This is a genomic window from Staphylococcus lugdunensis (genome assembly GCF_001558775.1).
GTDB classification, from domain to species: Bacteria; Bacillota; Bacilli; order Staphylococcales; family Staphylococcaceae; genus Staphylococcus; species Staphylococcus lugdunensis.
This window is the reverse complement of the sequence record NZ_CP014022.1, coordinates 2,116,323-2,129,198: the sequence shown is the minus strand read 5'-3', so window position 1 is coordinate 2,129,198 and position 12,876 is coordinate 2,116,323. Positions and strand designations below refer to the sequence as shown.

The following is a 12,876-nucleotide window of genomic DNA, read 5'->3' as shown; positions in this document are numbered from 1 at the left end:
TGCTGGAACACATTGATGAATTGCGCAGACGCTTCGTCAAGATAATCATTGCATTTTTGGTATCTACCATCATTGTATACGCATCATCACATTGGTGGATAAATCCATTTATCAACTATATCAAGCGCGCAAATGTAACGTTACACGCCTTCTCATTTACTGAAATGATACAAATTTATGTCATGATTATCTTCTTTGTGGCACTATGCTTAATAGTGCCATTCGTTTTTTATCAACTATGGGCATTTATTGCGCCAGGATTACATCAAAATGAACGTCTATTTATTTATCGCTATAGTATATGGTGTGCAGGGTTGTTTATTCTAGGCGTATTATTCGCATTCTATATCGGATTTCCTTTAGTTATTAATTTTTCACTGAATTTATCGGAAATGCTACATATTGACCCAACTATCGGCTTTAAGTCATATTTAGGCGAACTCATTCGTTGGTTGTTTGTCTTTGGTATCCTCTTTCAGTTACCGACGTTATTTATGGGACTGGCACGTTTTGATTTAATTGATGTACATCAATTGGGCAAATACCGCAAATATATTTATTTCGGTTGTTTTGTTGCCGCAAGTATTATCGCACCTCCAGATATCACACTCAATTTATTATTGACATTACCTATCATTCTATTGTTTGAATTTAGTATGTTTATTGCTAAAATCACACATAGCAATTAAAATTAGGCCGGGACAACAATCCCAAAATATTAGCACAAAGATGATTTGAATTTTAAAAAATCGTCTTTGTGCTTCTTTTCGTATGATTATCTCTTTGGCTAAGGAAACAGCTTCAGCCTCTTCAGTTTTAATACCTTTAAATGATGTTTCTTACCATATCAATGAGATAGCGGAAACCCTACCAGTACTTTAAACTTTAATCTGTTATAACTATAGCCATGCCTTTCTATCTATAAAAATAGCTGTGAAGAAACCGATTGTTATAGATCTTCTTCACAGCTCATCTTAATATGTTTTATTTATGTCGTTTGCGTTTGCTGACGTTGTGTTCTCATAAACACAATGACTAAAATAATGTAAATGATTTGCGCGCCAATCGTTTCAAAGCTTGGATAGAATCCGATTACGCTTATAGTTGGTAAGCCCTCAATACTATGTTGCGGTAATGTACCAAGTAATTGAAGTTTTTGAATACTAACACCTAACATTTTGAACGCCATTAAGAAAATAAATATAGAAAGCACTCTGAAAATGTAATAAATTGGTATCAGTTTAACAATAAATCTAAATAACAATGCGAAGATAATAAGGATTACAATGGCTAAGGCAATGCCAATCACAAAGTCTATTGTCTGGATACTGCCTATCATACCCATATAGAAGATAATAACTTCTACACCTTCTCTAAGCACTGAAATTAAACCAATCGTACCTAACAATACTAGGTTGCCGTTGCTAATTGCATTTTGATACATGGACTGAATTAAGTCATTCCAACGTTTTGCACTTGAACGGCGATGCATCCAAATACCTACAATATACATCAAGACGACGGCAATAATGCCTAACGTCGCTTCCATACCTTCACGTAACAAACCATTATTACCTAAAGTTTGAATAAAGACAACGGCTAAGGCAAGACTTAGAATTAAACCAAGCATCGCACCACCTAGAACACTTGCTGTACCTTTCGTATCTTTCACATTACGTGTCATTGTTGTCAATGTCATAATGATAAGTAATACTTCAAGACCTTCACGCAAGAAAATAATCATGACATCAACAAAGGAATAACTATCTTTGCCGACCGTATCTTTGATGTCTGAATTAATATCTTGTAGACCTTCTTTAACACGGTCTTTATTACTATCATCTAATATACTTTGATAATAAGGAATCTTATCTTCTATCGTTGTATAGAGTGACGCATTTTTCGTTTGAATTTTACCTTCTACGTAAGGCCAAATTTGAATGAATTTACTTAAAGCATCGTCTGTTTGTTTCAATTGATTATTTTCAATACCTTTAATGGCTTTATCCAATTCATCATTTAATTGTGTCACATTATACTTATCTGAACTTTGATTTGATTGTTTTTGATCAACTTGGTCAATGCTTGTTTTAAAAGTTGTCCAAGCATTTTTAACTTTATTGATATCTAAAGGTTCTTTTTGAACTGCCACACGTAACTGCATCAAGTTCACTTCGATTTGACCATATTTTGAATCATCATAGTTACGGATAACCGTTTCATGACTTGTCCAAATCTGATTCAAACTATTATTTATAGATTGTAACTTTGTCTCATCTTTATCCTTAATTGCCTGTTGCATCTGACTGTCTTTGGCATCTACTTGTTGTTGTAATTCTTTAATTTTTTTCGATGCATCTCCAGAAGATTCAGCATTCTCATAAGCAATTAATGATTTTGTGACTTCAGATAATTTTGCTGCTTGTGACTCAGTTGATGATGTTTTCTTAACTGCTTGCCATTGCTGCTTAACATCTTTCCCCTGTTTCGTATTTTTAATTTTTAATGTATCTAGCTGTTTTTCAATATCTTTAATCGCTTGCTTTTTATCTTTATCACTTTTTGATTTGTCTTCTAAAATTGATTTAGCATCCGTAATAGAAACATAGACATCACTAATCGATGGCTTATCTGCAGCCGCTGAAGGCATAGGCGCAATCCGGAAAGCCATTGTGAGTATAGCTAAAAGAATAACAACCTTAATTAAATAACGTTTCACCAAGGTAGCCTCCTTTTTTCACACCAGGCAACACTAAAAATGTAGCCGATCCTCGATGTGTAATATACTCATTTAGCTTATCCTGATGACCTAGATGGTTTTGAATATCAATAAACTGTTGTGGTGATTTTTGGAAACATATAAACATTAAACCTGTTTCTAATGCACCTGTTTTTTCATTCGTACCGCCTAAATAATTATATGCACGACGTTTGATGGACGTCTTAGCTTCATGTGCCAAACGTGCATGTGCATCTTTAGGAATCACATACTCACCTGAACTATCTTTTGCGTCTAAATCAAGCTCATCAAATTCTTTTTTCCCAGTTAATGGTGCACCTGAACTACGTTTACGACCAAATGTCGCTTCTTGTTCTTCTAAAGCTGTACGGTCCCATGTTTCAATGTGAATTTGAATACGGCGAATAATGCAATAAGTTCCATGCTTTGCCCAACCATCATCAATAAAGACATAGTTTTTATATTCATCACTTTTACGTGGATTGACTGTACCATCTTTAAATGCCATTAAGTTTCTTGGTGTTTCATCTAATTTTCCGGAAACAAAACCAGTTTGTGACCATTTCACTTTAACTAAGTCTCTAAACGGACGAATTAGATTATGTACCGCATGGAATGTCACTTGTGAATCATTAGAGCAAGCTTGAATCATGATATCACCATCACTATACTCATCTTCCAATTGATCATTTGCAAAATGAGGTAAATCTTTAAAGTCTTTAGGTATCTTAGATGATAGACCTACTTTCTTTAAAAATGATTTACTAACACCGTACGTGATTGTTAACTTACTTGCACCTAAGCCAATCGATTCACCTGTATCTGCTGGAGGTAACAATGTATTATGACTTCTATCCTTTTCAACTGGTTCGCCTTCAGTTAGACTTACCGTCATATCCGTCCATTTTTGAAACATTTTCTTAATTTCTGCTTTATCACGAGATTTAAGTTCCAATGCTACAAAATTACATGTCTTTTGTGTTGGCGTTGTTATACCAGCTTGAACCTTGCCATAGAATTCAAAAGCATCTTTCTCTTTATCTTCTGGCGTATCAAACATTGACTTAAATGAAAATACACTACCTGCACCACTTGCGCCGATGACGACACCCGCGCCACCAATTCCTAACATTTTTAAGAAGGAACGTCTTGAGACTTGTCCTTTTTGTTGTTCGTCATGATTACTCATTCTGTAATCACGGCCATTTTACTCAACGGTTCCCCTAATGCATTCACTGCATCTGCTAACGCTTTTCTATCTGCTTTAGAAACATCACCATATGGTTTATAGCCGTCACCGTCTTTATATTTGTCTAACAGTTTGTTCACTTTATCAAAGTTCTTTTGAATATCTGCTGATAACTTTTTATCTTTTTTATTTAATTCTGGTTTAAATAGTGTATAAATTTTTTGTGCACCTTCAATGTTGGCTTTGAAGTCATATAAGTCAGTATGAGAATAAATTTCTTCTTCACCAGTGATTTTAGATGTTGATACTTCATTAAGTAAATCCACAGATCCTTGTAACATTAATTTAGGTGTGATTTTTAATGTGTCTGCTTTGGCATCTAACTCTTTGGCATCTTTCAACAATTGATCAGCATCTTTTTTCGTTGTTGCATCAATTTTATTATCTTGGTATAACGATCTTTCAATCTTATGATAACCCGTCCATTTATCTTCCTTTTTCTCTTCTTTCATATCAGCGAGACGTGCATCGATTTTCGGATCTAAATCACCAAAAGCTTCTGCTACAGGTTCTGAACGTTCATAATACATACGTACTTTAGGATATAGCGATTTTGCTTTTTCCATATCATCATTCTTCACCGCATTAACAAAATCTGTTGTCCCTTTTAAAAACTTATCTAATTGTTTGTCTGTATACTTTTCATATTCTTTAGTAGCTTTTTTCAACTCTGCTGTGTTATTGCTTTTGCTACTCTTATTTTTAGAATGTGAATCCTGTCCGCCATCTTGGCTACCACATGCTGCTAATAGTAATGACGAAGCTAATAATATTGTTGGTAGTTTTTTCAAAATAATCACCTCAAGTATGTTATGAACAATCATCAAACCATTGTACAACCGTTCTAAATGAGAATAACTAATGCTAAGATTTGCTTATTTAATAATTGTTATAGTAGTATTTCTCACTAGAAAATAAAATGTATGCACACAATTGATAATCATTATCAAATTAATTATAGGTTGCCCATGAATTCATGTCAATGCCCATAATAATAGTGATATATTGAAATATTTTTTTATTATTTTAATCATCAAAAATATTTGATGTATTGCTATTTGTATAAGAAAAATTGAATTAGGGTAAATAATGATAATGACGTTGTACAACAATCTAAGGAGGCAAACATACAGATGACGCAACAATTTAACGCTTTCCAAGTAACTCAAGATGATGATGGTAAGGTTCAAGGTGACTTTATACAGTTAACTAACGACGACCTACCAGAAGGTGACGTATTAGTCAAAGTGCAATACTCAAGCATTAATTACAAAGATGCCCTTGCCACACAAGACAATAACGGAGTAATTAAAAATTATCCAATGGTACCAGGGATCGATTTAGCTGGCACCATCGAACATAGCGATGACCCACGTTATTCAAAAGGTCAAGAAGTGATTGTCACAAGCTACGATTTAGGTGTTAGTCACTTTGGAGGATTTAGTGAATATGCTCGAGTGAATTCAGACTGGATTGTACCGCTACCCGAACATCTTACATTGGAAGAAACCATGATTTATGGTACTGCTGGTTATACTGCCGGATTAGCCATCGAACGCCTAGAAAATCAAGGCATGACTATTGAAGGCAAAGAGGTACTTGTAAGAGGTGCTTCAGGTGGCGTTGGCTCACTCGCTGTCATGATGCTTAGCACACTTGGCTATCAGGTCATTGCCAGTACAGGAAATCATGAATCTAAAGAACGATTAACGCAGTTAGGTGCCACAAAAATCATTGACCGTATAGAACAGGACGACCAAAAGCCACTTGCCAGTCGCACTTGGCAAGCAGCTGTGGATCCGATTGGTGGCGAAGGCCTATCTTACGTACTCAAACGCTTAGATTATGGAGGTAGTCTCGCCCTAATTGGCCTAACAGGTGGTAATCATTTTGACAGTACCGTTTTCCCATTTATTTTACGTGGTGCGAATATACTAGGTATTGATTCGGTCTTCACACCTATGAAAGTCAGAGAGCGCGTATGGCGTCGCTTAGCCACTGATTTAAGACCAGACCAATTGCATGATATTAAAACAAGCATTGCCTTTAAGGACCTACCGACATATTTAGACAAGATTATTAACCATCGACAAGCAGGACGTGTTGTAATCGACTTTAATAAATAAACAAAATACGACTAGGACATAGAGAAATTTTTGTTTTATTACTGTATCCAAATAAAGCAATTTGATACCCATTAAATCGTTTCTAAAATCATTTAAAAATAGTACCATTTGGAATATATTTGACATAACATTTGCTATTTCTTGCATTTCTTTAATAATATAATTTGTTCTATTTATCGCTTTAATTCTAGGAATTATGGTAGTCACTAAAAAAAGAGACTAGAAAAATTATCGAATACACGACAAAAGGAAACTCATCTTTGAGTTTCCTTTTGTTGGCATAGCAGCCTTTATAGATAATGCTTTTTTTAAAAAAAGATTTCTTAAAACAATAACATTCATCACATTACTTATTCTTATAAAGTTTAAATGCACCATAAATAGAAGTATTGACAACTACAGGTAATAAGCAATACAAAAAAATAATAAATAAATTCCCTTCGGCTTTCCAAATGAAAAAGAATAAAATCATCAAAAAAATACTAATAAACAACCCTAAAATTGGTAAGCTTTTTATATATTTTTCTAAATTTTCATTCATCGGAAACTCCTTATATCTTGCAACATTATATTAATAATATTATTCATGTACTTTTAATGAGCATATAACACTTTTATATAGTTTTCAAATATTAACTCAGACAAAAATAATATCTTAATTAAATTAAGTAAAAAGATAAACTGAAAAAAGTCTTAAAAAATAAATCTAGACAATAAAAATCAAAACTTAAATATACAACTACTTACTCAAATAGAAAAAGCACAAAGATGATTTAAAATAAAAAATCATCTTGGGGCTATTATTTTGACATTTATGCCATGGACTTTCTTAACTATTATATTGTCAGTAGTTGAGTAGTCTGGCATACGAACTTAAAAATGCATTCCGTTTGCCCTTGCTGTTGTATCAATAAACCTTATACATGCCACCAGACTTCGGTTCAGTTGAAGTAAAACCAAATTGCGCATACAATTGGTCTGCCGGATAATCAGCAATTAAACTAACATAAGTACCTTGTTCAGCAATACGATCTATATACGACATAATTTCTTGTAAAATACATTTACCAAAGCCTTGCCCTTGATATGAAGGTCGCACTGCAATATCAACTATTTGCAATGCAGTGCCACCATCACCAATTACACGTCCCATGCCGACAAGCGTCGCTTCATCATACAATGTTACATTAAAACAAGCATGAGGTAATCCTTTTTGAGCTGCAGCTTCAGATTTTGGGCTCATTCCCGCCTCGACACGTAGTGCGCAATAGTCTTGTACTGATGGAGATTCATAACTTACTCTAACCATGGTTCCACCCTTTTCCTAATTATAAATATTGTGCAAGAATAGACTGATTCGCTGCTTTAAAAATGTCATTATGACTAGACACATAACCTTCATCACTTGCTTCAGGTTCAATATATGTTTTAGCTAAATTCGCAGCATTACCCGCATCACTAAACGCACTGGCAATTAAATGCACTTTCGCATCATGATGAACAATATCGCCACACGCAAAAATACCTGGAATATTTGTCGTTGTATTACCAAATCCTTTAACACGATAATCGTCATACCGTTCTAGCTTTGAAGTACAATCTGTTAACAGTGGATTTTCATGGTCAAAACCATGACTAATAATGACATCATCAAAACGATGTGTTTCAGTATCCCCTGAATCCAAATGTTCCAAACACACTTTATGGATACGCTGATTCTTGTCATCACCAATCAATTGCTTAATTTGCGTCCGTGGCATCAGTGTTACACCACGCTCTGTTAAAACGGAATGCATCACTTCATAACCCGACGTTTCCATTTTACGATAAACCACCGTCACACGCTTCGCAATCGGTGCTAAATCACGTGCCCAATCTAATGCAGTATTACCGCCGCCAGAGATAAGAATCTCTTTGTCTTTAAATTTACTTAAAGATTGAACAACGTAATGCAAATTCGTTAATTGATAACGCTCTGCTCCACTAATTTCTAGTGGTTTAGGATTAATAATTCCGCCACCAATCGCAAAAATAACTGCCTTAGACTCAAATACATCCCCAGTCGCCGTTTCTACCTCAAAATGACGTTCAGCACGTTTGCGAATATCAACAACACGTGTTTGCAAATTAACAAGTGGATTAAAATATAAACCTTGCGCAATCATATCTTCAATAATTTGATAGCATGGCTTCGGCGCAATACCACCAATGTCCCAAATGATTTTTTCGGGGTAAAGCTGCATCTTACCACCCAGCTTATTTTGTACATCAATGATTCTGACCGACATGCCTCTTAATCCAGAATAAAAACTTGCAAATAAACCAGCAGGACCGCCCCCAATAACGATTACATCCTCCATACACGAATCCTCCTCATATATTTAAAACATGATATCCTTTAATTGATAAACATTATCATTATATGAGGACAATTATACTACAGTTAGAAAACATGTTGAAAAGAAAGCGCTTAAGTTTCTGGACAAATGTATTGGCGGCTATATAAGCGTAGCATCTGGGGCATCATTATGTTTTAAGCTCTGAACTCTATGTTGGCAGTAGCTGGCTGGATTGAAAATGCGCTTATACCAAGCTTTTTTCAATCCTAGTCAACCTTGCCAGGGCGGAACTACGAATTCATAATGAATGCTGTCCCGCGCCTTACAATGTCTTTAAATATGTCCTTGTTTATCAACAGTTTTAATAAATGCGATAATGCCTTCATATATTCCAATCACACCTGGTATTCCAGTCCAACAAAATAATAAATATAAAACCGCCTTACCATTTTGCTTTCTATAAAATCGATGTGCCCCAAAACTACCTAAGAAAAATGCTAGTGCTGCATAAACATATTTGTTCACAATCATCTCTTCTCCTTTAACCAAAAAGTTTAAAGAAACGTTGAAAAGTTTAGTCATTTCCACTAAAGAATGTATATCTGGTAAATTTACTTCTCTTTCCCAATTTGAAATAGAATGACGAGAAACATTAAGGTATTCTGCTAATTTCTCTTGAGACATCCTTTTAGACTTCCTTAATATTCTAATTCGTTCTCCTACATGACTAAATTTCAAATCAATCCGCTCCTTTACGCACTCATCATAGGGTTAAATTATATTTTACTCTAGCGAAAATTATGAACAAATCACATTTTTCTGCTTAAATATTTAAGAAATAGATAATTATCCACTTCAAGACTACCCGCATTAACAAGAATGACTAATATTTAATTGCTTTCTTTTTTAAAATCAAAAAGATTGCCATTAAAAATATCAACATTGAAATCACTGACGCACTATTACCATAGGCACCACCCGTTATCCAGATGTTTTTAGTTTCTACAATATATTGAACAATACCGTATTGCTCATTATTTGTTGAAATATGACACAAATCTGATAAGTTCCAGCAAATATGCAGACAGGCACTCGCCCAAATTGATTGATACTTATAAGCAATTAGGCCGTAAAGCATACCAGCAATCGTGCCACTTGTTAAAAGTAATATTAGACTTACCCCAGACATCCCGCCATTAAATAAATGTACCACTGCGAATAATACAGAGGAAATCATGATTGCAGTGGTAATATTTGTTTGCTTTTCAATATAGCCCATGAGTAAACCTCTAACTAATATTTCCTCGGCAATCGGACTGAAAATACCCCCAAGAAAGACAATTTCAAACAGCATATTACAATAGTCAATTGGATTAGCTATTCTTGTAACAACAAAACTTCCTGGGATAAATATGATGCATATAAGAATCACTATAACAGGGATACTTAAACCTATGACTATAACATCGAGTGATAACTTAAATCTGGTCAATCGATAATCCCTGAGTTCTTGTTTCAAACCTTTCTGAATGAACCATTTGATAAGTAAAAATGTGATAACAGCATATGTGAGTCCATGGAGTATTGTTTCAACCGACTTTAAGTCTAGCAAATGCCATAAAATTGCAACGTTTTGTGCCACAACTGTAATCACAAAAGTAAGTATAATAATTCCAAATATTTTTGCTGACTTTATTAAAATATTCATGTGTTTCCTCCTAAATTTGTGTAGGAAACCTAAATGATTAACCTGCGAATATTTGAGATAAAGTACCACAAACTATAACAACGATAGCTAAGACAAACCACCATTTCTGTGACAAGAAGTCCCAAAAATTTAAATGTTCCGTACCCGTTTCGTTTAACTCCTTAGTGAAATTACTCATATTTTCTCCAGTAAGTAATTCATCTGTCGTAATATCAAACATTTGTGCCAAATTAACAATCATTTGCGCATTAGGTTCAATTGAGCCCTGTTCCCATTTAGAAACCGTTTGTCTCGTTGTATGTAATTCAGCAGCAAGTTGATCTTGGGTTAAACCTTGCTCTTTTCGATACTTCTTAATTTGTTCCGCAAGTTTCATATGATTGGTCACCTCTCTTCAAACTTAGCAAGTTTATCTGTAATTATCTGTATTCAAATTGACGCATTCGCGCACCAATTTATTACATTCTGTCTCCAAAATTTAGCATACCATGTTATCAGTACATCTTTATGTTGTTTTGATTGAACTTATATAAGTGTTGCACTTTAATAAAAATAAATATTCTAATATAAATTAATACTCAAATCAATTTTATATTCCACTTTTCATGAAGTTAAAACTGATTATATTTCGAATTACTATTTTTACTTTTGTCTACTGGATATTTTTCTGCGTTTTTCTTTAATTTCTTTTGAATAATATCATTAATATCAAAATCCAAATTATCCGCAAGCATGTAGCTATAAATTAAAACGTCTGCCAGTTCTTCTGCTAGTCTTTCTTGTTTTGTAACTACGACTTCTTCAGATGTTTTCCACTGGAACAATTCTAGTAATTCAGCTGCTTCCAAACTTATTGAAAGAGATAAATCTTTTTCATTATGAAACTGTCTCCAATTACGCTCATCCCTAAACTTATTAATTTTCTTTAAAATTTCTTTTGTGTCGCTCATTATTATCACCTTTTTCTGCTTTTTTTAATACTTCTCTTAATTGTTTATCTACTGCATAAATATATAGTCCATTCACACCACGAGTTAATAATACATTAAGCTCATTTTTTAATAGCATTTCAGAAAAATATTGTTTTGAACCATCTGTCAAAGTTCTTTTCTGTGTAACTTTTTTATTTGCACTATTTTCTTTATCAAATACTATTTTACCATCTCTGTATTTAACAGATGGACCAATAATCACACCTGCAAAATTCAAATCAAGCCCTTGTATTGTAAAGGTTGAACCAATTTCATTAATAGTTTGAGTTTGTTCAACCCAAGGTAATTTAGATTGATTTCTAGTTGGTTTTATTTGATAATTCCATGGCATAGACCAGCCATCTATTTCTACTCTCCAGTAATCTTTATTTTCAGGAGGATTATTATTATATTTCCAATCAAATGTAGCAAGCATTCTTGAAATGCCACTTTCTGTTTTATTAGCCTTATTCCTTATTGCATTTTCTAATTCTATGGGTGTATCAAATATTTTAATTTCATATCCCTTGCTATCATATGGTATATTATTAACTGTTTGATTATCTACTATATTTCTAATCCAATTTACTGTTTCTTGGTCACTATTAATACGCATTTGATTTCTCAAAGTAATATGATTGTTTTTATCTTTAGCACGATTAAAGTAGTGATTTATCTTGTCTTCTTCCCATATTTGTTCAGTAGTAAGAACTTGTTTTAAGTCAAAAACTATAACGACAACTCTAGCTCTATCCAATAAATCATTTAAATGATTTTTACCTTGATAACTTTGTTTACCTTGTGTCAATAATAAATGCGCTTCATCAACGATAACAACATCTACTTTTTCTTCTGTAGTATGTCTATTGATAAACCTAGTTGGTTTTCCAATTATGCTATTATTTTTACTATTTATACCTAATTTAGTAGCTATTTGCTCATAAATAGTAACATGTTCGTTTTGGTTAACTAATAAATGTATATCTAACTTTTTATTTAAATCTAAATTATATTTTCCTAACTCATATAATAATGTACTCATTAATACTGTTTTTCCAGATCCCGCTTCTCCTTCAACGATGATTAATTGCCCATCTTCTTCTAATAAGATAGCTTCTTTTATTTTAGTGAGTATTTCTTCTTTTGCATTGGTCTGTTCTTGAGTCAACTTATGGAATGGAGATGCTTTGAATATTGCTGAGTCTTTTATAATACTTTCTAATGGAAATAACTCGTTGTTCTTTTTATTTAATGATTGCCAAATATCTGAAAAAATCTCATCTAACTTTTCAGAAGTATAGTACTCATTTTGTTGATTTGTTCGACTATTATGTACTTTAGAAATGTTATCCACACTTAACAAATATTGCATTAGTCTATTCTCAATATCCAAAGTTAACGATTTATTGAATAACTCGTGTCCAATGATATACATTGTTGATTTGTTTGATTCAGAAAATTTTTCCCAAAATGGTTTCACTTTAATATCGGTATTTAAATGCTGTCTTGTTCTATTTCTGATATCTGCTGTTTCACCAACATATACTTCAAATTCATTTCTTGTTTTTTTATCATTTATTATGTATACAGTTGGATATCTTAATAAAAATTTCCCATCTTTAGATGTTTCCCAATATCGAACTGAATTATTAAGCTTTTCCATTGAATATGGAATGTTCTCTATTTTTAACAAATTTCCCACAATATCACCTATCTCATTTATCAGTAATGTTATATTTTCTT

At 33.2% G+C, this 12,876-nt stretch carries 13 protein-coding genes; 2 read left to right on the top strand and 11 right to left on the bottom strand.

All coding sequences use genetic code 11. The features are described from left to right. Nucleotides 1-2 precede the first annotated feature (2 nt). On the top strand, nt 3-689 hold the full coding sequence (gene tatC / locus AL499_RS09885) for a twin-arginine translocase subunit TatC (protein ID WP_172412351.1): 687 nt from the start codon (nt 3-5) through the stop codon (nt 687-689). A 299-nt stretch (nt 690-988) separates the two neighbouring features. Here tatC and AL499_RS09880 read toward each other — a convergent pair whose 3' ends face one another. The 3 genes from AL499_RS09880 to efeO are packed head-to-tail and all read right to left on the bottom strand — an operon-like array spanning nt 989 to nt 4,780. Further along, nucleotides 989-2,719, bottom strand: a complete 1,731-nt coding sequence (locus tag AL499_RS09880; RefSeq protein WP_002492212.1) for an FTR1 family protein — start codon at nt 2,717-2,719, stop codon at nt 989-991. Then, nucleotides 2,700-3,929 (bottom strand): iron uptake transporter deferrochelatase/peroxidase subunit, encoded by a 1,230-nt coding sequence (gene efeB, locus AL499_RS09875; protein ID WP_002492294.1) that lies wholly within the window; start codon nt 3,927-3,929, stop codon nt 2,700-2,702. The genes AL499_RS09880 and efeB overlap by 20 nt, the downstream gene beginning before the upstream one ends. Beyond that, complete coding sequence (gene efeO, locus AL499_RS09870; protein ID WP_002478755.1) at nt 3,926-4,780, bottom strand: iron uptake system protein EfeO; 855 nt, start codon at nt 4,778-4,780, stop codon at nt 3,926-3,928. Before efeO ends, efeB begins: the two co-directional genes overlap by 4 nt. Nucleotides 4,781-5,122: 342 nt before the next feature. Between efeO and AL499_RS09865 the strand changes: the two genes are divergently transcribed. Continuing rightward, nucleotides 5,123-6,115, top strand: coding sequence for an acrylyl-CoA reductase family protein (locus AL499_RS09865; protein WP_002460199.1), 993 nt, complete (start codon nt 5,123-5,125; stop codon nt 6,113-6,115). A 346-nt stretch (nt 6,116-6,461) separates the two neighbouring features. On the opposite strand, the gene AL499_RS09860 is transcribed toward AL499_RS09865, so the two are convergent. From AL499_RS09860 to AL499_RS09825, 8 genes are all read right to left on the bottom strand, one after another. Beyond that, nucleotides 6,462-6,656, bottom strand: coding sequence for a hypothetical protein (locus tag AL499_RS09860; RefSeq protein ID WP_002492243.1), 195 nt, complete (start codon nt 6,654-6,656; stop codon nt 6,462-6,464). 366 nt (nt 6,657-7,022) lie between these two features. Beyond that, the gene (locus AL499_RS09855) at nt 7,023-7,424 is read right to left on the bottom strand and encodes a GNAT family N-acetyltransferase (RefSeq protein ID WP_002460201.1); all 402 of its coding nucleotides are present in this window, start codon (nt 7,422-7,424) and stop codon (nt 7,023-7,025) included. 19 nt (nt 7,425-7,443) lie between these two features. Beyond that, the gene (locus tag AL499_RS09850; protein ID WP_002492237.1) at nt 7,444-8,475 is read right to left on the bottom strand and encodes an NAD(P)/FAD-dependent oxidoreductase; all 1,032 of its coding nucleotides are present in this window, start codon (nt 8,473-8,475) and stop codon (nt 7,444-7,446) included. Between the two features lie 312 nt (nt 8,476-8,787). Beyond that, the gene (locus tag AL499_RS12390) at nt 8,788-9,138 is read right to left on the bottom strand and encodes an NINE protein (protein WP_002460205.1); all 351 of its coding nucleotides are present in this window, start codon (nt 9,136-9,138) and stop codon (nt 8,788-8,790) included. Between the two features lie 199 nt (nt 9,139-9,337). Beyond that, a complete protein-coding gene (locus AL499_RS09840; RefSeq protein ID WP_002492283.1) occupies nt 9,338-10,162 on the bottom strand; it encodes a CPBP family intramembrane glutamic endopeptidase in 825 nt (274 codons plus the stop codon). 37 nt (nt 10,163-10,199) lie between these two features. Further along, a complete protein-coding gene (locus AL499_RS09835; protein ID WP_002460208.1) occupies nt 10,200-10,538 on the bottom strand; it encodes a helix-turn-helix domain-containing protein in 339 nt (112 codons plus the stop codon). 235 nt (nt 10,539-10,773) lie between these two features. Next, on the bottom strand, nt 10,774-11,112 hold the full coding sequence (locus AL499_RS09830) for a nucleotide pyrophosphohydrolase (protein ID WP_002460210.1): 339 nt from the start codon (nt 11,110-11,112) through the stop codon (nt 10,774-10,776). Beyond that, complete coding sequence (locus AL499_RS09825; protein ID WP_037540586.1) at nt 11,078-12,835, bottom strand: DUF2075 domain-containing protein; 1,758 nt, start codon at nt 12,833-12,835, stop codon at nt 11,078-11,080. Before AL499_RS09825 ends, AL499_RS09830 begins: the two co-directional genes overlap by 35 nt. Nucleotides 12,836-12,876: the final 41 nt, after the last annotated feature.